This window comes from Croceitalea dokdonensis DOKDO 023, assembly GCF_001306415.1.
GTDB classification, from domain to species: Bacteria; Bacteroidota; Bacteroidia; order Flavobacteriales; family Flavobacteriaceae; genus Croceitalea; species Croceitalea dokdonensis.
Window position 1 is genome coordinate 1 of record NZ_LDJX01000006.1, and the last position, 26,748, is coordinate 26,748.

Consider the following 26,748-nt stretch of genomic DNA (forward strand, 5'->3'; position numbering starts at 1 on the left):
CCACATCTGTGAAGGCCTATGATTATTAAGTGGAGAATACCGGAGTCGAACCGGTGACCTCTTGCCTGCCAGGCAAGCGCTCTAGCCAGCTGAGCTAATCCCCCATTTGGCTTGCGCAAAGGAAATACATTTTAACGCAACTTCAAAACATATTCCATTAGTCTTTTTTTACGCTCAACACCAAAACAGGTATGGTGGCATGAAATTCCGATTTAAGAATGGTGCTCTTTTCCCATAATTTTTTAAAAAAGCCCCGTTTTCTTCTAAAAACACAAAGCATATCCGGATTTTTACTTTGAAAATGTTCCAATACCCCATGGTAGGTGGTGGCGTTTTCTGAAATGATCAAATTTCTGCTAACATCCAGTAAAGCCGTGTTTATCTTTAAATCGTCTTCCGTATATCCCGGGGTTTTCACCAGCAGTAAGTTTACCTCAGATGCATATTTGTTTTTAATCTCGATCAAAGGAAACAAGATTTTAGACCGTTTTAATATTCCGGACTTAAAAGCGGTTAAAATACTTTTAATGGGTTGGTGAACGGTTCCCTTGGGAACGATTAAGGTAGGGATATCCGTTTGCTTCACCATTCTGCCAGTAGTATTGCCCAAGTACATCTTTTCATCACTATCATTGCTCTTGGGGGCAATGATCATTAAATCTATCTGAAGCTTTTTGGAGATGTCCTTTAAGCCGTCGATAATGTCACCATTATAGGAGGCTATTTTAATGTCCACACCTTTGGTCTCCATCTCTGCCACAATGCCCTTAATTCTTTCCGTATTGGAGGCAAGCACCTTCTTCTCCACATTTCCAAGGCTGCCAGCTGTGCCCACTATCTGGTACACATCCATTATAAAAACCTTGGCCCCAAAGTCAGCGGCAAAATCTACGGCATATTGTAATGTTTCTTTTGAATCTGGCGAGGTGCCCAAAGGAACCAATATATTATTCATGGTATGGTTATTAAGTTAATCTTTTAAATTTACAATTTAATCAAGTTTTTCCCATGATTAGACTGGCAAAGTTACCGGAAATAACCCAGATTGTTTCCATTACCAAGGCATGTGCCACATTTATGCAATCCCAGGGCATCTACCAATGGAATGAACATTACCCTTCCGAAGCTGCTTTTTTACGGGATGTGGACCGGCAAGAACTGTATGTTTTGTTGGAAACAGAACGTATCATAGGCGCAGTGGTGGTTTCTACCCAAATGGATACGGAGTACCTTCCTATCCGTTGGTTAACACCATCCATAAACAACTACTACATCCATAGGCTTTGCGTACATCCAGATGTACAAGGCCGTGGCCACGCCCGCAGATTAATGGATTTTGCGGAGAACATGGCCAAAACAAATAAGGCTGCCTCTGTAAGATTGGACACTTTTTCCCAAAACAAACGAAACCAAAGGTTTTATGAAACCAGGGGCTACCAAAAGTTGGGGGACATTTATTTCCCCAAACAAAGCCAAGACCCCTTTCATTGCTATGAACTAGTTTTGTAGCCTAATGATTTCAAAAACAGCGGTCACTTTTAAAAACATCAATAGGCTGGCCATACCTGCCACCATCTCCGGGATTGCGGAGCCCATTTTGTCCATAACGGATACGGCCATTGTAGGGAACATTCCGGTGGACGGACTGGAATCTTTGGCTGCCGCCGGTATAGTAGGTTCCTTTCTTTCCATGTTAATTTGGGTCTTGGGCCAAACAAGAAGTGCCATTTCTGCCATAATCTCCCAATACTTGGGCGCTGGTAAAATCAAAGAAGTTGAGGATTTACCGGCACAAGCTATTTTTTTAAATCTATTGTTAAGCTTGGTCTTACTGCTCGGCACTATTTTTATCGTCGAGGAAATTTTTATGCTCTTTGAGGCAAGCGGTAAAATTTTGGAATATTGCATTTCTTACTATTCCATAAGGGTCTGGGGGTTTCCGTTGACCTTGTTCACTTTTGCGGTATTCGGGATTTTTAGGGGGTTGCAGAATACCTTTTACCCTATGATCATTGCCATTGTGGGTGCTGTTTTAAATATTGTGCTCGATTTTATTATGGTTTATGGGATAGATGGCCTGGTCCCTGCCATGTATCTAGAGGGGGCTGCCTGGGCAAGTCTCATTTCCCAAGGCGTAATGGCCTTTTTAGTGTTTTTTCTACTTAATGCCAAAACTGATATTAAACTTAAACTACGGCTGCCTTTTAATAAGGAGTTGAGGCGGCTGATCTTTATGAGCCTCAACCTCTTTGTACGCGCATTGGCCTTGAACACTGCCCTGATTACTGCGGTTAGGGAAGCAACGGCACTGGGGGACCGTTTTATTGGCGCACATACCATTGCGATAAACTTATGGTTGTTTTCTGCTTTCTTTATTGATGGTTATGGGGCTGCCGGCAACAGTATGGGAGGTAAGCTATTGGGGGAAAAAGACTATAAGGGTCTTTGGGAGCTTGCCAAAATAATTGTCCTATACGGAATGGCGGTAAGCCTCTTTTTAATGCTAATCGGGTTGCTGTTTTATCATCCATTAGGCCGTATCTTCTCCAACGAAACCATCGTCCTAAAAACCTTTTACAGCATCTTTTTCATCGTTATCCTAGGATTGCCCATAAACACCTTGGCCTTTGTTTTTGATGGACTTTTTAAAGGTTTGGGAGAAATGAAATATCTAAGAAATGTGCTATTGTCCGCAACTTTTTTGGGCTTTTTACCCGCACTTTACCTAGGGAAGTGGGCAGGTTTGGGTTTTTATGCCATTTGGATCGCATTTGTGGTTTGGATGGCAATTAGAGGCGGTGCCCTAGTCTGGAAGTTTCGCAAAAAATTTAAACCCTTGATTCAAAAAGGTTAACTTAGACCGGTTCTGAAACAACCAACAACCAACAACCAACAACCAACAACCAACAACCAACAACCAACAACCAACAACCAACAACCAACAACCAACAACCAACAACCAACAACCAACAACCAACAACCAACAACCAACAACCAACAACCAACAATCAACAACAGAAAAGGAATACCACTTGGACTATTGAAACGCAAAACATGACAACATCATTAAAAAACGGAAGTTTATACACCGCCATTAACAATAGGGTTGCCACCATAGAATTTGGCCATCCTGCCAGTAATTCGTTCACCTCAGTACTTTTAAAAAGATTGACGGATGAGCTTTTTAAGGTTTCTGCCCATAAAGATGTAGCCGTTATTATTTTAAAGTCCGAAGGGCAGCGGGCCTTCTGTGCCGGAGCGTCTTTTGATGAGCTGCTGGCCATTTCGGACTTGGAGACAGGGAAGGCATTTTTTAGCGGCTTTGCCCATGTGATCAACGCAATGCGCAGCTGCAAACAACCCATTATTGGCAGAATTCAAGGGAAAACCGTTGGTGGTGGCGTAGGACTGGCATCGGCCTGTGACTATGTCTATGCCACAGTAGAGGCGTCCATTAAATTGTCCGAAATTTCCATTGGCATTGCTCCCTTGGTCATTGCTCCCGCCTTGGAACGCAAAGTAGGCACATCCGCCTTGGCAGAAATGGCACTGCATCCCACAGAATGGAAAAATGCCTATTGGGCCAAAGAAAAGGGATTGTATTCAAAAGTATATGACTCCATTGCGGAAATGGACAAAGAATTGGAGCATCACGCCACCAAACTGGCATCATTTAATGCAGAGGCATTGGCCGTAATGAAATCTGCGCTTTGGGAAGGAACAGAACATTGGTCTGACCTGCTGATCAAGCGTGCGGCACAGTCTGGTAAATTGGCCATGTCCCAGAACACCAAAGAAGCTCTTGCGGCATTTAAAAAGTAATTTTGTTACCTTAAGGTCCATTAATGAAAACATCATGAAAAAATTTAAAACCGAAATAAAATGGGGCATACTGTTCACCCTGGCCCAACTGGCATGGATGTTTCTAGAAAAGGCCCTTGGATGGCATGACACCCATATAGCCAAACATGCCATATACACCAACTTTTTTGCCATCATTGCCGTGGCCATTTTTGTTTTTGCACTTTTGGAAAAACGCAACAAGGACCTCAACGGTAAAATGACATGGACCCAAGGCTTTGTCTCTGGTATTGTCATAAGTGTGGTCGTTGCTATTTTAGCACCGCTTGCCCAGTACCTTACCCATGAGTTCATCACCCCCAATTTTTTTAAAAACGCCATAGAACATGCCGTCAACACCGTAGGAATGACACCCGAAAATGCGGAAGCCTGGTTTAATTTTAATAGCTATGTGATACAGTCCACCTTTGGCGCTTTGGCCATGGGCGTAGTGACCGCTGCCATAGTTGCTTTGTTCGTTCGCAAAAAATAAAGCTTAGTATCTGCCGTTGTTAGTATAGCGAACATACTACGTCCAAAACGGCAACCAAATAAAAACTATGGAGATCTTATCGGTACTCAATAGCGACCTTATGCTGCCCATGCTGGCATTGCTGGTCATAGGCGTTTACATTTTTACCCGTATCAGAAACAACAGAAGGTTTAAACGCTAAACCCCATGAACAGCATAAATTGGTGGCTATTATTTTACGGTCTCTTATTTGCCATAGGTATTCTCTTGGCGTATACCGCTTTTGGGCAATTGCAGAAAACCCATAGCCTGTTAAAAAATGGCATCAAAACCACGGCTACCATTAAAGAGTTTGTGGTTACCCGAGGCGAAAACAACAACATGTACGCCCCAGTATTTGAGTATATGGACCGCAGACAAGATCTAAAGAGGTATACCAGCAAGGTAAAATCTTATCCAGCGCCCTATGATATTGGTGAAAAAGTAAAGATTGTCTATGATAAAAGCGATTCTTCTAAGATGAAGGTGATCTCCTTCTGGGGACTCTATAATGGCAGTGTTATTTTAGGCATGATTGCCGGACCATTTTTGGTCATCGGTGGTGCTTATTTAGCCTACCAGCTTTTCTAATGGTTTCATTGGCTATATTTGAAACGGAATGAAAACCATGACCCTTGAACAAGGCAAAAAAGTCTATTTTGCCAGCGACAACCACTTAGGCGCACCCACCAGTGCCCAAAGCCTTCCCCGTGAGAAAAAGTTTGTGGCATGGCTAGACAGGATTAAAGCGGATGCGGCTGCCATTTATTTGATGGGAGACCTGTTTGACTTTTGGTTTGAGTATAAAAAGGTGGTTCCAAAGGGTTTTACCCGTACATTAGGAAAGCTGGCGGAGCTGTCTGATGCCGGTATCAAAATCACTTATTTTGTAGGCAACCATGATCTGTGGATGAATGGTTACTTTGAGGAAGAGCTAAACATTCCTGTTTTTCACGCCCCACAACGGATCACCATTAACGATACCTCTTTTTTTATAGGACATGGAGATGGTCTTGGCCCTGGGGACAAAGGATTTAAACGCATGAAAAAGGTGTTCACCAACGGTTTATGTAAATGGTTGTTCCGGTGGTTACATCCAGACCTAGGGGTACAATTGGGACAATACATGTCCGTAAGCAATAAAATGATATCTGGGGATGGGGATGCTACATTTTTGGGGGAGGACAAAGAGTGGTTGGTCCAGTATGCCAAAAGAAAACTGGAAACCCAGCACTCCGATTATTTCGTGTTTGGCCACCGCCACCTTCCCTTGGAGATTCAGCTCAATGAAAGGTCCAAGTACATTAATTTGGGGGATTGGATCCATTACTATACCTATGCAGTCTTTGATGGGGAAAAACTTTCCTTGGAAAAATTGGATGTCCAAAGCCATTAGGCTGATGAAAAACAGTACAACTTTCGGCAGCTGACCCAGATAAATGAATTTCCTTTTCATTTACGGTCGGAGGACTGTATTTCTGTGATAAACGATAACGGTTGCCCTAAACATGTAATTTTGTTTTTTGTGCCAAGCAGAGGAGAAAACATTTGATGTTGCTAATGGATTGCTCCCCTAATCCTGCCGTACCTTCCTAAAACTATGCTTTAAATCACCTAAACAATTACCCTCTTCTAAAAAGGGGTGTCCCCATAAGGCGGCATATTGCCCTTAGTCTACCATAGGTTGGCAAGCCTATACATGGTGATTTGGAACTTCTGAAATAAATATGGTCTTTAATCCCTACCTACTCCCTTTACATGAAGTCTATTCTCCCTATCATCAAAGATGGAGAATAGGGCTGGTACCATGTGAACAGATAAAAAAAACAACCCCTGCAAGGGATGTCTTGCAGGGGTTGTTCAGAAATTTTGTATGATTATTGGTTTTGAATGGCGGCTTGTGCCGCAGCAATTCTAGCAATGGGCACCCTAAAGGGAGAACAGCTCACATAATCCATTCCTGTATCGTGACAGAATATCACGGAAGAAGGCTCACCGCCATGCTCTCCACAGATACCCACTTTTAAATTGGGCTTGGCACTACGGCCACGTTTGGTGCCTAAATCCACCAATTGTCCCACTCCCTCCCTATCCAAAACCTCAAAGGGGTCGTCCTTAAGGATACCATTTTCTAGATAAACAGACAAAAACTTGCCAGCGTCATCCCTAGAGTATCCAAAGGTCATTTGGGTAAGGTCATTGGTTCCAAAGGAGAAAAAGTCTGCCTTTTCGGCGATGGCATCGGCCATTAAGGCCGCCCTTGGCACCTCAATCATGGTACCCACGGTAAATTCTACGGTATCGGCATTTTCGGCAAAGACGGTCTCTGCGGTATCCCTGATCAACTTGGCCTGACTCTCAAACTCTGCCACAGCACCCACCAATGGCACCATGATTTCTGGTTTGGTCTCTATTCCCTTGGATTTAAGGTTTAAGGCCGCTTCCATGATGGCACGGGTTTGCATTTCCGTAATTTCTGGATAAGTGATGCCCAAGCGACAGCCCCTATGGCCCAACATGGGGTTGAACTCCTGTAGCTCTGCCACTTTATTTTTGACCGCTGCCAAGGATATGTGCAAGTCTTCGGCCAGCTCTTTTTGCGTGGCCAACTGGTGAGGGACAAATTCATGCAATGGGGGGTCTAAAAGCCTTACCGTTACAGGGTAGCCCTGCATAGCCTCAAAAATACCCTCAAAATCTTGTCGCTGCATGGGCAACAATTCTTCCAAGGCCAGTTTTCTGCCCTTAACGGTATCCGCTAAAATCATTTCGCGCATAGCCCTAATACGGTCTATCTCAAAGAACATGTGTTCCGTTCTTGTAAGTCCAATACCCTGTGCACCAAAATCCCTTGCAATCTTGGCGTCTTTTGGGCTATCCGCATTGGTGCGTACCTGCATGGTGGCGTATTTATTGGAAAGCTCCATGAGCTCGCCAAACTCACCACTTAAAGACGGTTGCATTGTGGCTACCTTACCTTCAATAATATGGCCTTTGGAACCGTTAAGGGAAATCCAGTCTCCTTCTTGGTAGACATGGTCCCCAACGGTCATGGTGCGTTTTTTGTAGTTGATTTTCAATGCGCCGGCCCCAGAAACGCAACATTTGCCCATGCCACGGGCAACGACGGCCGCATGGGAGGTCATCCCGCCCCTAGCGGTCAAAATACCCTTGGCCACGTGCATTCCCTCTAAATCTTCTGGCGAGGTTTCAATACGCACTAAAATAGCGTTCTTGTACTTGGCGGCTTCATCTGCAAAGAACACAATCTGCCCTGTGGCCGCACCCGGAGAAGCAGGCAAACCTTGTGCAATGATATTAACCCGTTTCAAGGCTTTGGTATCAAAAATAGGGTGCAACAATTCGTCCAATTTATTGGCTTCTATTTGGAGTAGAGCTTCTTTTTCCGTAATCTCTCCCTCTTTAAGTAAATCCATGGCAATTTTTACCATGGCAGCACCGGTACGTTTGCCATTCCGGGTCTGTAAAATCCAAAGTTTTCCATTTTGAATGGTAAATTCCATGTCCTGCATATCATGGTAATGCCTTTCCAGCTTTTCTTGATAGCCATAAAGCTCTTTATACATGGTGGGCATCAGTTCTTCTAGAGAAGGGTAATTGTTCAACCTGTCGGTTTCTTCGATCTGCGCCAACTCGGCCCATCTTCTAGAGCCTATTTGGGTAATTTGTTGTGGGGTACGTACACCGGCAACCACATCCTCTCCCTGTGCATTGATCAAGTATTCCCCATTAAACTCGTTCATACCGGTTGCGGCATCCCTTGTAAAGCAAACGCCCGTTCCTGAATTCTCTCCCATGTTACCAAAAACCATGGCCTGTACGTTCACCGCAGTGCCCCAGTCCGCTGGATAGCCATTTAATTTTCTGTACACCACTGCACGATCACCATTCCAGCTATTAAACACGGCAATTACCGCCCCCCACAGTTGCTCCCAGGGATCGGATGGAAAATCATGTCCTGTGCTCTTTTTCACGGCATCCTTAAAATCATACACCAAATCCTGCAGGTCTTGGACCGTAAACTGGGTATCTAGCTTAATGTGTCTTTTTGCTTTTAGGCGGTCAATAATTTCTTCAAAAGGATCTTCATCTTCCTTGGTTTCTGGTTTCATTCCCAAAACCACACTACCGTACATCTGTACAAAGCGCCGGTAAGAATCCCACGCAAAACGTTCATTCTTGGTACGCGCTACCAATCCTAAAATGGAATCGTCGTTTAAACCAAGGTTCAGCACCGTATCCATCATACCCGGCATGGAAACCCTTGCGCCTGAGCGGACAGAAAGTAACAAAGGGTTCTTGTTGTCTCCAAAAGTGGTTTCCATTATATGTTCAATCCCAGCCACTGCGGCCTCCACTTCCTCCTTTAATAATTGAATTACACCGTCCCGTCCAATCTCATTATAGGTGGTACACACCTGCGTGGTTATGGTAAATCCTGGTGGTACGGGAATCCCCAGGTTACTCATTTCGGCAAGGTTGGCCCCTTTGCCGCCCAATAGGTTCTTCATGGTTCTATCCCCATCGGTCTTTTGGGTGCCAAAATGGTAGACTTGTTTTTTGGTGTTTACTATTGTTTCCATATTTACGGTTTTTGTCATTTACTTATCCGTCAAAATTAGAAGCTATCCAAAGGATATTTTATGACATTGGTCATATAATGGCATTACTTTCAATACTTTAGATAGAAATAGCTATAGCCTTGGCCATCCGTTTTCCGGCTAGGATTATTTTTTGGATGTCTCATCCAAATCACGGAACCTATCCCTAAAGTTTGTACAAAAGGTAGAGGGTGATCTTTGTTGGCCCCGGTGATGATGTGGGGAAATCGCTGCTTGGAGGCAATACCATAATCTCTGGGGACGGAACGCTATATTTCTTGGGGCGGATAAAGAGTGGTTGGTCCAGTACGCCAATAGAAAACCAGGAACACCACACTCGGACAATTTTTGGCTGGACGCCACTACCTTCCTTTGGAAATACAGATGAATGAAACGTCCAAGTACATTAATTTGGGGGATTGGATCCATTACTATACCTATGCGGTCTTTGATGGGGAAATACTTTCCTTAGAAAAATTGGATGTCCAAAGCCATTAGGCTGATAAAAAACAGTCCACCTTTCGACAGCTGACCCGGATAAATGAATTCCCTTTCCGGTTACGATTGGTGGACTGCTTCCCTAAGCTAAAGAGATCGCAGGAGCCAACCAAAGGTATTTTCTTTTATTCGATGAAGTGCGAAACGGGGTTGCCCCGGTTAATTATGTATTGGAAAATGCATTTAAAACGGTCTGGCAACGTAATGAACCCCTCTTGGGATTTAAACCCTAACCAAGAGAACCAAAAACTAACCAAAGACCCAGAAACTAAAAAAACGTTAAGCCTTGAGCATCCCTGTAACTATTCCCTTGTTTTCCATTATTTTCGGGAAATTAAAGAACTTGAAAATGAAAAAAATCACCCTGTTTTTGATAGGGGTAACTTTTATCGCCTGTCAAACCAATAAAAAAAGAGAACCTATTGTTGTGAATTATCCTACTACACAAAAAGTTGATACCGTAGATACCTATTTTGGAACGGAAGTGCCAGATCCTTATCGTTGGCTAGAAGATGACAGAAGTCCAGAAACCGAAGCCTGGGTTAAAACACAGAACAAAACTACTTTTGGATATTTAGATAGCATTCCTTTTCGTGAAGACATAAAAAACAGATTGGAAAAACTGTGGAACTATGAAAAATTGGGTTCCCCGTTCAAAGAGGGCAACTACACCTATTTTTATAAGAATGATGGATTACAGAACCAATATGTGGTCTATAGAAAAAAGGGAAATGGGGAGCCAGAGGTATTTCTAAACCCAAACACCTTTTCCGAAGATGGCACCACCTCACTGGCCGGCCTAAGCTTTACAAAAGATGGTTCCATGGCCGCCTACCTCATATCAGAGGGTGGGAGTGATTGGCGGAAGGCCATTGTAATCAATGCGGAAACCAAAGAACAGGTAGAAGACACCTTGGTAGATATAAAATTCAGCGGTGTTTCCTGGAAAGGCAATGAAGGATTCTATTATTCCAGCTACGACAAGCCGGAGGGAAGTGAGCTTTCTGCCAAAACGGACCAGCACAAATTATACTTTCATAAAGTTGGCACGCCCCAATCAGAGGATGAATTGATTTTTGGTGGCAGCCCGGAAGAAAAACACAGATATGTTGGTGGATACCTAACGGAGGACCAACGTTATCTGTTGATCAGTGCCTCCATATCAACTTCAGGAAACAAACTGTTTTTAAAGGACCTGTCTACACCAAACAGCGAGCTGGTCACTATTTTAGACCATACTGATTCTGACACGTATCTGTTGGAGAACGAAGGGTCCAAATTGTTTCTGGTCACCAATTTAAACGCACCCAACAAAAAAATTGTGGTTACGGATGCCTCTAATCCCAATCCAGAAAACTGGAAGGACTTAATCCCGGAAACCAAAAATGTTCTCACCGCTGGTAGTGGGGGCGGCTATTTCTTTGCAGAATATATGGTTGATGCCATTTCAAAAGTATTTCAGTATGATATGGACGGAAAACAAGTTCGTGAGGTAAAGCTTCCCGGAGTGGGTAGTGCAGGCGGTTTTGGTGGTAAAAAAGAGGATAAGGAATTCTATTTTTCGTTTACCAACTACAGCACACCGGGCTCCTCTTACAAATACAATGTGGAAACAGGGGAATATGAGCAGTATTGGAAACCAGAAATAGATTTTAATCCATCGGATTATGAGTCCACCCAAGTATTTTATGAATCTAAGGATGGCACCAAAGTACCTATGATCATTACCCATAAAAAAGGTATTGAACTCAACGGAAAGAACCCCACTATTCTTTATGGTTATGGCGGGTTTAATATCAGTTTAACGCCCTCTTTTAGCATCACCAATGCAGTCTGGATGGAGCAAGGGGGGGTGTATGCCGTGCCCAATCTACGCGGAGGTGGGGAATATGGTAAAAAATGGCATGACGCCGGTACAAAAATGCAAAAGCAAAACGTATTTGATGATTTTATTGCCGCGGCGGAATATCTTATTGAAAACAACTACACCTCAAAAGAATACCTTGCCATCCGCGGAGGCTCCAACGGGGGCCTTTTGGTAGGCGCTACCATGACACAGAGACCAGATTTAATGCAAGTGGCCCTACCCGCTGTTGGCGTGTTGGACATGTTGCGCTACCATACCTTTACCGCAGGTGCGGGATGGGCCTATGACTACGGTACTGCAGAGGACAATAAGGAAATGTTTGCTTATTTAAAGGGATACTCTCCCGTACACAATGTAAAACAAGGCGTGGAATACCCTGCCACCTTAATCACCACCGGTGATCATGATGATCGTGTTGTGCCTGCGCATAGCTTTAAATTTGCTGCCGAACTACAGGCAAAACAGGCAGGCAAGAATCCTACGTTGATACGGATTGAAACCAACGCAGGCCATGGGGCTGGAACCCCAGTAAGCAAAACCATTGAACAATATGCAGATATCTTTGGGTTTACCTTATTCAATATGGGTTTTGATCAACTGCCAAATCAAGCGGTCATTAAGGAGTTCAAAGATTAAAACCATCAGTTACCGAGTACAGCGCAAAAATCCGTTTCTTTGGGAACGGATTTTTCTTTTATCCGTTTCCTATGCTAGCAGTAGATTCCATCAGCTTTTCCTATGCAAACAAACCTATTTTAAAGGACGTCTCGTTCTCCATTGAAAAAGGGACCCACCTTTCCATTATGGGAGAGAGTGGCTCTGGCAAGAGTACCCTGCTCAAAGCCATCTATGGATTGCTGGAATTGGAAAAAGGCACGGTTTTTTGGGGAAAAGAACAGGTTTTAGGGCCCAACTATAATTTGGTCCCGGGGGAAAAATACATGAAATATGTAGCCCAAGACTTTGATTTAATGCCCTTTACCACAGTCACCGAAAACATAGCTGAACATCTTTCCGCTTTTGAAATGGACAGCCACCAGGCCCGTATTACCGAGCTGCTCCACATTATTGAAATGGAAGAATTTGCCCATGTTAAGGTAAAAAACCTAAGCGGCGGACAACAACAACGGGTGGCACTTGCCAGGGCCTTGGCACAAGAACCGGAAGTGTTGCTCTTGGACGAGCCCTTTAGTAGTATAGACCAATTTAAAAAAAATGAACTGCGCTATAAGCTTTTCCCCTATTTGAGGGAAAAGGGAATAACGGTAATCAATGCAAGTCATGACCCAAATGATGTGCTTGCTTTCGCCGATGAGACCATTGTACTAAAAAATGGGGAAATCCTAGCCCATGAGCCAACGGTACAATTATACCAAATACCAAAAGAAAAATATGTTGCATCACTCTTTGGTGTGGTGAACAAGGTTCCCATTACACTACTGAAGGAATATAGTGAAACAGATAAATCCATCCTCATTTACCCGCATGAATTTATGATTTCCCCCAACCAAGGTTTTGAGGTTTATGTGGTAAACAATCACTTTAAAGGGAGCCATTATTTGATACAAGGATTATCTAATACCGGTTTTAGCGTGTTTTTTACCAATAGGAATGCGCTGCAGGTAAACACACAGGTTTTTTTAAATGTATCCTTACAATTGGTAAATAAGCGATTGAACCCTTAGCCCAATTGTGCTTAACTTTAGACAAAATTCATTTTTGAACAAAGAAATCCTTTTAAAAGAACTAAAATACAAAGCTATTAGAAGCAGTGGTGCGGGAGGACAGCATGTAAACAAGGTTTCTTCAAAGGTGGAACTCAGTTTTAATGTGGGAAATTCCTTGGTGTTGTCTGAGCAACAAAAAGAACGGTTGCTAATGAAGTTAGGAAATCGGATGACCAAAGATGGTGTTTTAGTCTTACAATGTGATGAAGCCAGAAGTCAGCACCAAAATAAAGCCTTGGTCATCAAACGTTTTTTTCTGCTGCTAAAAAATGCCTTGACCGTCCCCAAAAAAAGGAAACCTACAAAGCCTTCTAAAAGTTCAATTGAAAAGCGGTTGAAGTCCAAAAAGATAGCTTCATCAAAAAAAGTGAATCGGCAAAAACCTGATTTGGATTAGCCCATTTCGGGCACCTCATAAAAGTACTGTGCCTGTTTGATTTTACCGTTCTCCACTTGGTACATACAAAGCTCGTCAAAAGCCCAGCGCCCTCCTTCTTTAAAGGTAGCATCCATTGACATGGGTACTACAAAATGATTGGCTGCAACTATTGGGTCACCAACTGAGCCTCCATGCACTTCTACTATGCCCTGTGCCCATTGAAGGTAGCCATTCCAAATATTCTCTTTGCCCTTAGTAACAGTTTCCCCGGGCGCACCCTCCATTTCAATGCTCACCGCATCATCTGCGTATAGATTATATGCTTCTTGGTACTTCTCTTCACGACACAGTTTAACCAACTGGTCCGCGACTTCTTGTGTTGTCATGATTGTCTTATTTAAGGATTAATATTCCTAAAAATAAAGAAGATTCTTATATGTCCGTTAAAAATGGTTAAATAATAACAGCCATATTTATTTGATTTCCATTATTTTAGAAGCTATTCCGTTAAAATTTACTGTTTCGTTTACAGACTTGCCCAAAAGTACTTTAGCTATAGGGGCATTCGGCGAGATACAGAATATTATGACCTCCTCCTCTTCAAATTTTCCGGCGGAAATAGCAATATAGTAAGACGTCTTATCTGTAATGACCAGGGTACCCAAAGACACTTTTTCAGCGTTACTTTTTAAAGGGACTTTATGCAAAAGCTGCTGCATTTTTTCAGCTTCTAGGAGCTGTTGACCCAATTTTTCCCTTTCTAGTTGCAGCATGGCCCTACCAGTTTCATGTTTATCGCCTGCCGTACTTTTGGATTCTGATGTCAATGATAATATCACTTCCGCTATTTGACCTTGAATTCGGTTGATTCTTGAGTTGATGTACCCTTGGCAGAATTGATAGAGTGCTTTTTTCATTGCAAGATTAAAAAGTCATGGTAAATGTGGTCTCTTCATTAGGTTTGGAGTATAATTTTAAAGTGCCTCCATGTAGCTGCATGATTTGTCTGGAGAGGCTCAGTCCAATTCCAGTTCCCTTTTCTTTAGTTGTAAAAAACGGGATAAATATTTCATCCAACATCTCTTCCGGTATTCCAGGGCCATCATCGCGTACCATGATATATTTTCGCCGCTTCTTATCAATTCCCGAAATCACCTCAATACATCCTGAGTTTTGATTTTCCAGCGAATGAACGGCATTTTTCACTAAATTGATAAGTACTTGGGTCAACTGTTTTTCATCAATGAAATAGTCAAGTTCTTTCACCGTCTGAATCCATTGGATTTTGATACGCCCACTAACATCAAGCTGCATTAAAACCTTCACTTTTTCAAAAAGCTTTTCAACCGGCACCAAGGTTCTATCCGGCTTGGGTACATTAAGAAAACTTCGATATCCTTGTACAAATTCCATTAGGTCATGCCCTTGGTTTTTGATTACTTCCAGCCCTCTTGCCGCACTGGAAATCTTATTCTTTTCCAATTGTTCAACTACTTCTCCATCGCTTTTATGATAATACTTAAGAATAGACTCTGAAATAGAAGTGATTGGCGTAATCGTATTCATGATTTCATGGGTCAGTACACGAATCAGTCTAATCCAAGAATCCGTTTCCTTTTCATCCAGTTCCTCATTGATATCTTGCACCACAACCAATAGTAACGGATTCTCATCTAAAACCACCGGAGTCGATTTTAAGGCCAACTGTGTCTGCTCACGTTCATTCGTCAACTGAAACAATTTTCGCTCAAAGGGCTGGAAAGACTCAAAAACGGCATACAAATTTGGGTCTATTTGCTTTAGCTGTTTGATGTGGTTTAAAGGCTTATAGTTCAATAACCTTTCTAACGTAGGGTTTGAAAACAAAATATGCCCCTTATCATTAAAGGTCATGATACCAATATTGGCCTGTTTTAAAATTTCCTGGTAGTACTTCTCACGTATTTGCAATTGTAAATGTACTTCCTGAATAAGTCCATTGACCCTATTCAGGCTTTGATTCAATTCCTTAAAAGATTTTATGGTAACCCGCTCAGGAAAACGTAACGTAAAATCTTCATTTTTAATAGCATCAAAGAAATAAGCAATCTTTCTGTTTGTACTGTTGATAAAACGAATAAGATCATAGACTTGGGATATTAAGGCGATAACCGCAACGAACAAAATGAGATACCATCTTTCTACGACTGAAAAAGCAATTAAAACCGCCGTAGCCGTAATTAACAATACCCTGATGATCAATTGAATATAAAAATTTCTACTTGCCATTACTTATTGAGCTTCTTCATTTTATTGTACAGGGTCTGTCTTGAAACTCCCAACTGGTCTGCCGCAGCACTATAATTGCCATCATGCAGTTCAAGTGCTTTGGTAATCATATGGTGCTCCATTTCATTTAAGGTCGTCAATTCTGTCTCAAACGAATTTGAAGATTTTGCGTGCAATAAAAAATCGGTTGGCTTTAAAATAGCACCTTCAGATAGAATTACAGCACGCTCTATGGTGTGTTGAAGTTCACGAATATTGCCGGGCCATTGGTACTCCATCAATTTTTCTTGAGCCAAATTGTTAATTTTTAACCCTGGTTTATCATATTTGCTCGCAAACTTATTCAAGAAGAAATCTGCCAACACCAATATATCTTCTTCTCGCTCTCTCAATGGTGGTACTTCTATATGAATGGTATTGATACGATACAATAAATCTTCTCTAAAAAGACCTTCATCAACCATTTTTTCCAAATTACAATTGGTAGCGCAAATAAGCCGAATATCAACACTCATAGCCTTATTTGAACCTACCCTGACTACCGATTTATTTTGAATTGCGGAAAGCAATTTGGCCTGCATTTGCAAGGATAGGTTGCCCATCTCATCTAAAAATAGACTTCCTTTGTTTGCTGCCTCAAACTTACCTGCCCTATCTTCTTTTGCATCGGTAAAAGAGCCTTTTACGTGACCAAATAGTTCGCTCTCAAATAAACTATCCGAAATAGAACCCATATCCACATTGATAAAAACCTCATCTTTTCTAATAGAAAGCCGATGCACTTCTCTTGCTATCAATTCTTTGCCCGTTCCATTCTCACCCGTAATTAAAACGTTTACGTCAGTCTTTGCGACTTTCTTTACCAAATTCAAAACATTGATCAAAGCTTTTGAATTACCAATAATGTTGTTCTTATCTTCATTAATGACTTGTTTTAGACTGCTCTCTTTCTTTTTCAGTTGATTGATTTCTTGTTTGGACCTACGAAGTTCAAAAGCAGACTTAACCGTTGCCAACAACCGCTCATTGTTCCATGGCTTTAAAATAAAATCTGAGGCGCCTTGCTTTAAGGCTTTTACGGCTAAATCAACAGCGCCGTAAGCGGTCATCATAATCACCGAGGTGTTAGGCGATTTCTTCTTGATTTCATTCAACCAGAACAACCCTTCATTACCCGTATTTACCCCTGCCGAAAAATTCATGTCCAACAATACAATGTCAATATCCTTTATGTTCGGAAAAGATGAAATCTGATTTGGATTAAATAAGGTCTGGACACTTTTATATTCAAACTGTAGTAAAATCTCTAAAGCGCTCAAAACACTTTTATTATCGTCTATTACCAGAATCTTTGCGTTGGTCATAATTCCTGTTTTTAACCTATCTGTTCGGAAACAAAATATATACCGTTTTTATAAAGCGTCTACTTTTAAGAAATCTAGGTGTCAACGTTACCTTTAAACAAGGCACTTCAAGACTAACACGCAAATTTTTAAAATTATAAATTGATTGTTCGCAATTCATTACGATGTAAAATTATTTTACACTTTTTGTATAAATATTTTACACTTCAAAAATACTTGATTTTATCTTTTGATTTTAATTTACTGATATTCAGCGTTTTATTTTTATGGCATGAGAATAGCTTACATTGTGGCATAGTAGTTTTATATGAGCTTACAGAAAATCTTTTTTATTCTATCGGTATCAAGTTGTTTGACCATGTCGGCACAACAGGTGTGGACTTTAGAGGAGTGTGTGGATTATGCGATTGAGAATAATCTTCAATTGAACGATTTTGAATTTACGGAACTGTCCAGTAAAGAAAGCTACAGACAATCCATAAGGAACCTACTGCCCAACGTGAATGGTTTTGCGGATTACGGAATTAGTTTTGGTAGACAGGTTGACCCTAATGATAATAGCATTGTGGTGACCGATTTATTTTCTAACAACTATTCGCTCAGTGCATCTTTTGATATATTTCAAGGTTTTCAAAAAATAAACAGTATAAAAGCCTCAAAATTTCTGTACAAGGCCGCAAAAGAAGAAAGTGTTCAGCAGAAATACCTCTTGGCTTTTCGAGTCATGAGAGCCTTTTACGATATTCAATTTATTGAAGGGTTGATAACAATTTCAGAGGAGCAGGTTGAAATTTCACGTACAAATTTTGAACTGGTCAAAAAACAGATTGAGGTTGGTTTAATGGCAGGGGCAGATTTATATGAGGCAGAATCTTTACTGTTGGCCGATGAGTTACTTTTGACCCAAAACAGAAATAGGCTTATTGCGGCAAAATTGGCCCTTACACAGGCCATGAACTTAGAAGGCGAAACTGATATTTCAATTCGCCCTGACATGGACAAATCGGAAGAAAAAGAGGAGGACAAATCTATAACTTCAGACGATGTTTTCAACACGGCAATGGAATTTATCCCATTGATAAAAGCGCAAGAACTTCGGGTCAAAGCCGCTAAAAAACAGGTTGCGGTCGCGCGAGGAAACCTTGCGCCAAGACTGGCCATTCAAGGCGGTTATGGTACTGGATATTTTGAAACTATTACCGATTCCTTGGGGGTTACCATTCCGTTTAGAACGCAGTTCAGGGATAATACAAATCAATTTATTGGGATGTCCCTCAACGTTCCAATAAGTAATGCCTGGTCTGGTCGTTCAAGGGTAAAACAACAAAAAATAGCATTGGCCAGAGCCAAAAACAACTTTGAAATTCAAGAACAAGAACTGTATCAGCTCATACAGCAACTCGTACAAGAATACAATGCCTTAACTACAGAGGTGCTCCAGACTGAAAAAAGGAGCAAGTCGCAAGAACTGGCATTTCAAATTGCCCAAAAACGATATGAAAAAGGATTAATAAACGCTATAGAATTAGGTAGGGCAAAAACACTTTTTGCAACCGCTCAAAATGAAAATCTGCAGGTAAGGCTTCGTTTGAAAGTAAATAGAAGTACCCTGGATTTTTATAATAACTTACCTGTTTTCAATATTAATTAAATACAAAAATGGATATACAACTCGAAAAGAAAAAAGGATTGCGGCCAAAACATTACGGCTATATCGCCTTGGGCCTACTTTTATTATTTGTTGGTTGGAAATTACTGTTTGGCTCATCAGTATCTACCTTTAGAACTGAAAAAGACCGTCTTTCCATTGCCCAAGTTTCTGCAGGAAAGTTTGATGATTATATTACTATTAACGGTAATGTTGCACCAATAGCCACTATTTACATGGACGCTTATGAAGGCGGAAGGGTTGCCGAAAAATTGATTGAAGAAGGTACCATGGTCAAAAAAGGCGATATCATTCTAAAGCTCGAAAACATGAACCTTTATGAGCAGATTTTAGCCAGCGAAAGCAACTTGGCCTTAAAGCAAAATGATTTAAGGTCTACGAAACTGACCTTTGATTCAAGACAGGTAGAAGGAAGACGATCGTTAGCTACCGCAAGCACCGATTTACAACGCTTAAAAAGAAACTTTGAGCAAAATGAAGCTCTGTATGCCGATGAGCTAATCTCAAAGGAAACATACTTGACCTCAAAAGAGAATTACGAGCTAGCGCAAAAACAGTATGACATCGTAAAAGTACAAACAGAGCAAGATGATGAATTGCGTAAAACCTCACTTTCAGGTTTGGATACCGACTTAAATAGAATGCAACAGACCCTATCCATGGTTTATGAGCGTTTAGATCATTTAAACGTAAGAGCTCCTGCAGATGGGCAATTAGGATTTTTAGATGCTGAAATTGGTCAAAATATTGCTCAAGGGCAAAGAATTGGACAAGTTAACGTGCTTACTGATTTTAAGATTGAGGCTGAAATAGATGAACACTATATTGATCGGGTAAAAAGAGACCTATCGGCCAGTCTTGAAAGAAATGGCAAAGAATTTCCATTACGTTTAAGAAAGGTATATCCTGAAGTTCGAAATGGTAGGTTTAAGGTTGATTTGGTTTTCACGGGTGAAAAACCAGAAACCATAAGGGCAGGTCAAAGCTACAATATCAAGTTACAATTAGGTGCCTCAAGTGATGCGCTACTATTACCTAAGGGTGGATTTTTCCAAAGTACGGGCGGACAGTGGATATTCGTAGTGAACCCAACTGGAGATGAAGCTATCAAGAGAAACATTCGCGTCGGCAAACAAAACTCCAGATACTATGAAGTGTTGGAAGGATTGGAAAAAGGAGAACAAGTTATTACTAGCAACTATGATAGCTTTGGCGAGGCCGAAAGAATTGTATTAAAATAAAACTGTAACACATAGAGATATCTAGATGTCTTTAACTATTAGAAATAACAATTACGAAATGATCACAATCAAAGATTTAAGAAAAAGCTTTAGAACCGAGGAGGTGGAAACCTTGGCGTTGAACAATGTAAACCTTCATGTTGAAAATGGGGAATTTGTCGCCATCATGGGGCCATCGGGCTGTGGAAAATCCACATTGTTGAATATTATCGGAATGCTCGATAATCCGACTGAGGGCAGCTATAATTTTGCAGGCCATGAAGTTGCAGGTTTAAAAGAAAGCCAAAGAACGCAGCTGCGTAAAGGAAATCTGGGCTTTGTATTCCAAAGCTTTAACCTTATTGATGAGCTTACTGTTTATGAAAATGTAGAGCTGCCTTTGATTTACCTAAAAATGGGTAAAGCAGAACGTAAAGAAAAAGTGATGCAAGTCTTAGAACGTATGAAAATCGCCCATCGAGAAAAACACTTTCCACAACAACTATCAGGAGGTCAACAACAACGTGTGGCCATTTCAAGAGCAGTAGTCACAAATCCGAAATTGATTCTTGCGGATGAGCCTACGGGTAATCTGGATTCTAAAAACGGTATCGAAGTCATGAACCTTTTAACAGAGCTCAACCAAGAAGGCACTACTATTGTTATGGTAACACACTCCGATAGAGATTCGCATTACGCGCATAGAGTAGTTAATTTATTTGATGGTCAAATAGCCACGGAAAGTCAAAATAGAGCAATAGGAGCGACAGTTTAAAAGAGTTTATTCACTTGCCCTGAGCAGCGTCGAAGGGTCAATCAAAAAACAATACATCATGAAATCATCAACCCGTACTGAGCGTAGTCGAAATTTCAACCTATTTAGTGCAAAGCTCTTCATCACGGTTTTTGCACTATGTTCAATAAACGCTTTCGGACAGTTAAAAACGATTCCCGTGGAAAACTATGACAAGGTCATTGTAAGTCCTCATATCGCAGTAACTTTTGTGGCGGGAGCATCAGAATCCGTAAGTATTCATACTAGCACTGAACCATTGGATAAATTGACCATTGAAGTTGTTGGGAACACCCTTCGACTTTATTTAGAGGGCGCAAAAACCTATACCGATACTGAAAAAGTAAAAGGAGATCAATATGAGTATAATAACCCTATCTATAAAGGAACAGTAGTCACGGCAACAGTTACCTACACCCAACTGAAAGAACTCTCTTTAAGGGGTGAAGAGAAATTCACCATTGAAGATAGATTGACGGCCGAAGACTTTACCTTGAAAATGTTTGGAGAATCCCAAGTGTATTTTGATGAGGTTGACTTTGATAATTTGAAGACCACGATCTATGGAGAAAGCTATTTAGAACTTAAAAAAGGTCAAATCACCAAACAAAAAATCACCGCCTATGGTGAAACTACCATAAATACCTTGGGGGTAGAAACCCGTACTACAAAAATTACTGTTTTTGGCGAGGGAAGTTATCGGATAGCCGTTGAAGACAAACTAAAAGTTACTGCTTTTGGTGAAGCAACCATAGCTTACAAAGGTTCTCCTGATATAAGTAGGGGTATGGTAATTGGAGAGGCGAAAATCCAACAAATTGACTAAGCCATTTTCAAAAACAATCAAATCAATCTAAAACGAAATCATGTTCAAAAACTATTTCAAAATCGCATGGAGAAACCTTTTAAAAAACAAAGGATATTCTATCATTAATATTGGAGGTTTGGCCTTGGGTATGGCTGTAACGCTGATTATCGGTCTTTGGATGCAAGATGAGCTGACCCATAATGATAATTTCAAAAACAAAGACAGGTTTGCGCAAATATTCCAGTCACAGACATTCAATAATAGAACCGGTACTGGTCCTGCGATACCCTTGCCACTTGAGCCAGCGTTACGGGACGGTTATGGTGATAGTTTTAAGTATTTGGTGATGTCATCTTGGACCAATGATTCTTATATAAAATATGGAGAAATTAATCTTTCACGACCTGGGAATTATATGCAACGTAAAGCGCCACAATTATTGGGCTTGAACGTTTTAAAAGGTGATGAAGACGGCTTGCGCGAAATGAACTCCATCATGCTTTCAAAATCTACAGCGGACGCCTTCTTTGGAAACGTAGACCCTATAGGCAAAACGGTTCGCATCAGCAACGAACATGATATGATGGTCACTGCGGTATATGAAGACTTGCCCTATAATTCTTCATTCAGTGAAACCGATTTTATCATGCCATGGGACCATTATTACAATACCCAAGAGTGGATGCAAAACTCTAAGGACAATTGGCAAAACAATTCGTTTCAAATGTTTGTTGAAATTGCTGAGAACACCTCTATGGAAAGTATTACCAATGCCATTATTGATGTCAAAAAGAATGCCGATGAAGACGTGGTGCAATACAACCCACGTATTTTTCTATTTCCAATGGAAGATTGGTACCTGCGCAGCAATTTTGAAAATGGGGTGCAAACTGGCGGGCGAATCAAATACGTCTGGTTATTCGGAATCATAGGTGCTTTTGTGCTCTTGCTGGCTTGCATCAATTTTATGAACCTCAGCACAGCACGTTCTGAAAAACGGGCAAAAGAAGTAGGAATAAGAAAATCCATCGGTTCACAAAAAGGACAGCTAATCTATCAATTTTTAAGTGAGTCTTTTTTAGTGGTACTATTTGCGTATTTGATGGCACTTATTATCGTATTGCTTTGTTTAAATGGCTTCAATGAACTCGCTAGAAAGGAAATAGAATTTCCTTGGGGCAGTGGTGGCTTTTGGCTGATTTCAGTAGGGTTTATATTATTTACGGCACTTTTAGCAGGTAGTTATCCTGCACTTTACCTTTCATCTTTTAGACCTGTAGATGTCTTAAAAGGAACTTTCAAAACCGGTAAATATGCAGGGCTGCCCCGAAAGATTTTGGTAGTACTTCAATTCACGGTTTCAGTGGCCTTTATTATAGGTACCGTAATCGTTATGCAGCAGATCAATCATGCCAAAAATAGACCTATAGGCTATGATCGAGAGGGTTTGATACAAATACCCACTTTTAGTCAAGATTTTACAGGTAAATCTGATTTGATGCGTGAACAATTTATCAAATCTGGTGCTGTAGTAGAAATGGCTACCTCAAGCAGTCCAACCACTAGAATTTGGTCCAATAGAAGTGGTTTTACTTGGGAAGGCAAGCCCGAAGGGTTTCAAGAAGATCTTGCATGGACCGAGGTTTCATCAGAGTATGCCAAAACAATAGGTTTAAAAATTGTACAGGGACGTGATTTCTCACGTGACATGGCAACGGATTCCCTTGGCGTCTTGATCAATCAAACCGCCGTAAAATATTTCGGATTTGAAAACCCTATTGGAATGCTTTTAAAAGATAGCGATGTAGAAGACCCTAATCCCCCTTTAAAAATAATTGGTGTCGTTGAAGATATGATTGCACAATCGCCCTATGAGCCGGTTAAGCAAGGAATGTACGTTTATGATAGGCATAACAATTTTAGTTACTACAACTTACGATTGAATCCTAACCAAAGTGTTAACCAAAACCTTGCCATTATTGAGCGGGTTTTTAAAGAGAATTTCCCCGCCATACCATTTGAGTATGATTTTGTAGATGAGGAATATGCCGCCAAGTTCGCCGCTGAGCAACGTATCGGCACGTTGTCTGGCATATTCACCGCACTCGCCATTTTGATAAGTTGTCTTGGTCTATTTGGGTTGACCTCCTTCGTTGCCGAGCAGCGGACCAAAGAAATCGGTGTTCGTAAAGTGTTGGGTGCCTCTGTGTTCAATGTATGGAACATGCTTTCTAAAGACTTTTTAAAATTGGTGGTCATCTCTTGTTTTATAGCGGTGCCAATTGCTTACTATGTGATGAACGGTTGGCTGCAAGAATACCCGTATCGGGTCATCTTAAAATGGTGGATTTTCGCTTTGGCCATGTTAGGTGCTATGGGCGTAACGGTTTTGACAGTAAGTTTTCAAGCTATTAGAGCAGCAAAACAAAACCCTGTTAAGAGTTTGCGGACGGAATAAAACTCCTCCCTTGTTTTAAGGGAGGTGGCACTAAGCGAAGCAAAAGTGACGGAGGGATTAAACATACTACTTTAGAACAACACTTAACCAAGTTTACTGTGGAATCCCCCCGTCAGCAAACTAACACCTCCCTTTAGTAAAGGGAGGTGCTGAAAAAAGCAACCGCTATTATGTGTAAATAAATTATACATGGTCTGTCTAAGTATTTGACAGGTTAGTATTGTGGTTTTATGGTAAAGTTCTTATTGTCAGTATTTTATGATACTGGCATGATTATAGGCTCTTAATTGGTATCAATCAAAAAACGAACTGTCATGTTAAAAAATTATTTAAAAATCGCTTGGAGAAGCCTTTGGAAAAACAAAGGATTTAGCGTTTTGAACATTTTTGGATTGGCCATAGGAATTACCTGTGCCTGTCTCATATTGCTTTGGGTTGAAGATGAGGTGAATTACGATAGTGTTTTTCCAAAACAAGACTTACTATATTATGTTCCCACAAACCAAACTTTTGAAGGGGAAGTTTATACTTATAATGTTACCCCTGGACCCCTTGCCAAAGATTTAAAAGAAGAAGTGCCCGGAATTGCAAAATCTGCCGCAACCTTTGGCGAGGAGATGTTGCTCACCAACGGGGAAACGGTAATCAATAGATTTGGAAGGTACGTGCAACCTGATTTTCTCGATATGTTCAATTTAGAATTTTTGGAAGGAGAAAAGGACAAAGCGCTTTCAACCCCTGACGGAATTGTGTTGACAAAGAAAACCGCAATAGCGCTTTTTGGCACCGATAAAAACGTCTTGAATAAAGTACTACAGTTGAATAGTGAGTTTTCCTTTACCGTTAGGGGTATCATAAAAGATTTGCCAAGTACCGTCACTTATAAATTTGATTGGCTTATTCCCTTTCAGCGTTTCCAATTGGGACAAGACAATATGGCTTGGGCCCAACAATATGGTGGAAATTTTGCTGATACCTTCGTAGAACTTACTCCAAATACCGACTTTAAAACAGTAGATAGCAAGGTCAGGAAAATGATAGCTTCCAAAATAGAATATGATACCGAAGTTCCAAATGAGGCGTTCTTACATTCCATTAAGGATTGGCATCTACGATCAGAGTTTAAAGAAGGTAAAATTGTTGGTGGCAAGATTACTTTAGTAAGGTCACTGGCCTTCATAGCTTTAATCATTCTATTGATTGCCTGTATCAATTTTATGAACCTCTCAACCGCTCGAAGTGGTAAGCGGGCCAATGAAGTTGGGGTTAGAAAAGTATTGGGTTCAAGCAAAAAAAGATTAGTAGGTCAGTTTTTAACGGAGTCTATGATTTTATCCGCTATGTCGGCGATGTTAAGTGTCGTTCTTGTAGTGTTATTACTCCCGTCCTTCAACACTTTGGTAGAAAAACAGATTGAACTGAGACTATCTGAACCTATTCATATACTTTCACTTTTAGGTATTACGTTAATTTGTGGTCTCTTGGCGGGCTGGTATCCTGCGCTATATCTTTCCTCCTTTAGGCCTGCCCACGTGCTTAAGGGGGGCGATAAAAATCAAGGCAGCGCAACGATTATTAGAAAAGGTCTTGTGGTTGCCCAGTTTGCCGTTTCCATAGTTTTTATTATTTGCAGTACGATCATCTATCAACAGATACAACATGTAAGCACTCGGGATGTAGGTTATAGCAAAGGAACATTACTAAATCTACCCGTAAGCGGTAATATGATTGAGAAATTTCAACCTATTAAAGAGGAAATGATAGCATCAGGTCTAATACAGAACGTGGCGCTGACCAATGCAAACATGCTCACAGGTGGTTTTAATGGGCAAGGATATCGATGGCAAGGGGATCAGAATACCGAGAATGTTTTGATAAGATATAGGTTTGTAAGTCCAAACTTTTTTAGTACCGTAGGATTAAATTTACTTGAAGGTCGTAGCTTCAACAATGACGTTACAATAGACAGCACAAATGTTATAATAACCCAATCTTTTGCGAAATTGATGGGAGAAGATAGTGCTATCGGAAAAACTATTACAGAGGAGGATATCAACTATAATGTAATAGGTGTAGTAAACGATTATGTCTATGGGGATGTATATGGTAATAACAATACAGGACCAGTCATTTTTTATAGTTATTCGGATAATGCGAATACGATGTATGTGAACCTAAAAGCAAATGTGTCATCAGCTGATGCCTTGGCCGTGGTACAAAACGTACTTAAAAAATATAACCCTGCATTTCCATTTGAATATCGTTTTGAAAACGACCTCTTTAATTCTAGGTTCAGAAACGAAGAATTGGTTGGGGATCTGGCCAAGATATTCGCTATTCTAGCCATTATTATTTCATGTTTGGGTCTCTTCGGTCTGGCAGCATACACGGCAGAGCAACGAAAAAAGGAAATTGGGGTAAGAAAGGTGTTGGGGTCTAGTGTTTCCGGTATTGTTCGGTTACTATCAAAAGATTTTATGCGTCTAGTGCTGATTGCCCTTTTTATTGCGATTCCTTTAGCGTGGTGGTTTATGAGTAAATGGTTGGAAAGTTTTGCCTATAAGGTCACCATTGATTTATGGGTCTTTGCAATAGCTGGGGCGGTTGCGATAAGTATTGCATTATTTACGGTAAGCTTTCAGGCCATAAAAGCTGCAGTGGCTAATCCCGTAAAAAGCCTAAGAACAGAGTAACTTTTTACATCAATCAAAAAACGAAATCATC

21 protein-coding genes and 1 tRNA gene are annotated in these 26,748 nt (G+C 40.9%); 15 read left to right on the forward strand and 7 right to left on the reverse strand.

Going from position 1 to position 26,748, the window contains the following annotated elements:
- Window positions 1-30: 30 nt before the first annotated feature.
- Both I595_RS12675 and I595_RS12680 read right to left on the reverse strand, forming a co-directional pair.
- Window positions 31-104, reverse strand: a tRNA-Ala gene (locus I595_RS12675).
- Between the two features lie 53 nt (window positions 105-157).
- Window positions 158-955 (reverse strand): universal stress protein, encoded by a 798-nt coding sequence (locus I595_RS12680; RefSeq protein WP_054559817.1) that lies wholly within the window; start codon window positions 953-955, stop codon window positions 158-160.
- Between the two features lie 53 nt (window positions 956-1,008).
- Between I595_RS12680 and I595_RS12685 the strand changes: the two genes are divergently transcribed.
- The 6 genes from I595_RS12685 to I595_RS12715 all read left to right on the forward strand — a co-directional run bounded on the left by I595_RS12685 (window position 1,009) and on the right by I595_RS12715 (window position 5,747).
- Window positions 1,009-1,509, forward strand: coding sequence for a GNAT family N-acetyltransferase (locus I595_RS12685; protein ID WP_054559818.1), 501 nt, complete (start codon window positions 1,009-1,011; stop codon window positions 1,507-1,509).
- A 4-nt stretch (window positions 1,510-1,513) separates the two neighbouring features.
- Window positions 1,514-2,854 (forward strand): MATE family efflux transporter, encoded by a 1,341-nt coding sequence (locus I595_RS12690; protein ID WP_054559819.1) that lies wholly within the window; start codon window positions 1,514-1,516, stop codon window positions 2,852-2,854.
- Window positions 2,855-3,054: 200 nt separating this feature from the next.
- Window positions 3,055-3,822, forward strand: a complete 768-nt coding sequence (locus tag I595_RS12700; RefSeq protein ID WP_054559821.1) for an enoyl-CoA hydratase/isomerase family protein — start codon at window positions 3,055-3,057, stop codon at window positions 3,820-3,822.
- A 34-nt stretch (window positions 3,823-3,856) separates the two neighbouring features.
- Window positions 3,857-4,333 (forward strand): DUF4199 domain-containing protein, encoded by a 477-nt coding sequence (locus I595_RS12705; protein WP_083467600.1) that lies wholly within the window; start codon window positions 3,857-3,859, stop codon window positions 4,331-4,333.
- A gap of 186 nt (window positions 4,334-4,519) precedes the next feature.
- Window positions 4,520-4,942 carry a DUF3592 domain-containing protein gene (locus I595_RS12710; RefSeq protein WP_054559822.1) on the forward strand — a complete coding sequence of 141 codons (423 nt, stop codon included), beginning with the start codon at window positions 4,520-4,522 and terminating at the stop codon, window positions 4,940-4,942.
- Between the two features lie 37 nt (window positions 4,943-4,979).
- The gene (locus I595_RS12715; RefSeq protein ID WP_054560073.1) at window positions 4,980-5,747 is read left to right on the forward strand and encodes a UDP-2,3-diacylglucosamine diphosphatase; all 768 of its coding nucleotides are present in this window, start codon (window positions 4,980-4,982) and stop codon (window positions 5,745-5,747) included.
- 481 nt (window positions 5,748-6,228) lie between these two features.
- On the opposite strand, the gene ppdK is transcribed toward I595_RS12715, so the two are convergent.
- A complete protein-coding gene (ppdK, locus tag I595_RS12720; protein WP_054560074.1) occupies window positions 6,229-8,955 on the reverse strand; it encodes a pyruvate, phosphate dikinase in 2,727 nt (908 codons plus the stop codon).
- Between the two features lie 865 nt (window positions 8,956-9,820).
- Between ppdK and I595_RS12735 the strand changes: the two genes are divergently transcribed.
- The 3 genes from I595_RS12735 to arfB all read left to right on the forward strand — a co-directional run bounded on the left by I595_RS12735 (window position 9,821) and on the right by arfB (window position 13,462).
- Window positions 9,821-11,974: a prolyl oligopeptidase family serine peptidase gene (locus I595_RS12735; RefSeq protein WP_054559825.1), complete on the forward strand. Its 2,154-nt coding sequence runs from the start codon at window positions 9,821-9,823 to the stop codon at window positions 11,972-11,974.
- 71 nt (window positions 11,975-12,045) lie between these two features.
- Complete coding sequence (locus I595_RS12740; protein WP_054559826.1) at window positions 12,046-13,023, forward strand: ABC transporter ATP-binding protein; 978 nt, start codon at window positions 12,046-12,048, stop codon at window positions 13,021-13,023.
- 34 nt (window positions 13,024-13,057) lie between these two features.
- Complete coding sequence (gene arfB, locus I595_RS12745; RefSeq protein ID WP_054559827.1) at window positions 13,058-13,462, forward strand: alternative ribosome rescue aminoacyl-tRNA hydrolase ArfB; 405 nt, start codon at window positions 13,058-13,060, stop codon at window positions 13,460-13,462.
- On the opposite strand, the gene I595_RS12750 is transcribed toward arfB, so the two are convergent.
- The 4 genes from I595_RS12750 to I595_RS12765 all read right to left on the reverse strand — a co-directional run bounded on the left by I595_RS12750 (window position 13,459) and on the right by I595_RS12765 (window position 17,076).
- Complete coding sequence (locus I595_RS12750; RefSeq protein ID WP_054559828.1) at window positions 13,459-13,830, reverse strand: SnoaL-like domain-containing protein; 372 nt, start codon at window positions 13,828-13,830, stop codon at window positions 13,459-13,461. The genes arfB and I595_RS12750 overlap by 4 nt on opposite strands.
- 87 nt (window positions 13,831-13,917) lie before the next feature.
- Window positions 13,918-14,361 (reverse strand): 3-oxoacyl-ACP synthase, encoded by a 444-nt coding sequence (locus tag I595_RS12755; RefSeq protein ID WP_054559829.1) that lies wholly within the window; start codon window positions 14,359-14,361, stop codon window positions 13,918-13,920.
- A gap of 7 nt (window positions 14,362-14,368) precedes the next feature.
- Entirely contained in the window at window positions 14,369-15,712 is a 1,344-nt protein-coding gene (locus tag I595_RS12760) for a sensor histidine kinase (RefSeq protein WP_054559830.1), read from the reverse strand.
- Complete coding sequence (locus tag I595_RS12765) at window positions 15,712-17,076, reverse strand: sigma-54-dependent transcriptional regulator (RefSeq protein WP_054559831.1); 1,365 nt, start codon at window positions 17,074-17,076, stop codon at window positions 15,712-15,714. Before I595_RS12765 ends, I595_RS12760 begins: the two co-directional genes overlap by 1 nt.
- A 307-nt stretch (window positions 17,077-17,383) precedes the next feature.
- Between I595_RS12765 and I595_RS12770 the strand changes: the two genes are divergently transcribed.
- The 6 genes from I595_RS12770 (at window position 17,384) to I595_RS12795 (ending at window position 26,717) form a co-directional block, all read left to right on the forward strand.
- Complete coding sequence (locus I595_RS12770) at window positions 17,384-18,727, forward strand: TolC family protein (RefSeq protein WP_054559832.1); 1,344 nt, start codon at window positions 17,384-17,386, stop codon at window positions 18,725-18,727.
- Between the two features lie 8 nt (window positions 18,728-18,735).
- Window positions 18,736-19,986 (forward strand): efflux RND transporter periplasmic adaptor subunit, encoded by a 1,251-nt coding sequence (locus I595_RS12775; RefSeq protein ID WP_054559833.1) that lies wholly within the window; start codon window positions 18,736-18,738, stop codon window positions 19,984-19,986.
- Between the two features lie 58 nt (window positions 19,987-20,044).
- Entirely contained in the window at window positions 20,045-20,740 is a 696-nt protein-coding gene (locus tag I595_RS12780; protein ID WP_054559834.1) for an ABC transporter ATP-binding protein, read from the forward strand.
- 58 nt (window positions 20,741-20,798) lie between these two features.
- Window positions 20,799-21,584, forward strand: a complete 786-nt coding sequence (locus I595_RS12785; protein WP_054559835.1) for a GIN domain-containing protein — start codon at window positions 20,799-20,801, stop codon at window positions 21,582-21,584.
- A 40-nt stretch (window positions 21,585-21,624) separates the two neighbouring features.
- Window positions 21,625-24,024, forward strand: coding sequence for an ABC transporter permease (locus I595_RS12790; protein WP_054559836.1), 2,400 nt, complete (start codon window positions 21,625-21,627; stop codon window positions 24,022-24,024).
- 314 nt (window positions 24,025-24,338) lie between these two features.
- Window positions 24,339-26,717 carry an ABC transporter permease gene (locus I595_RS12795; RefSeq protein ID WP_054559837.1) on the forward strand — a complete coding sequence of 793 codons (2,379 nt, stop codon included), beginning with the start codon at window positions 24,339-24,341 and terminating at the stop codon, window positions 26,715-26,717.
- Window positions 26,718-26,748: the final 31 nt, after the last annotated feature.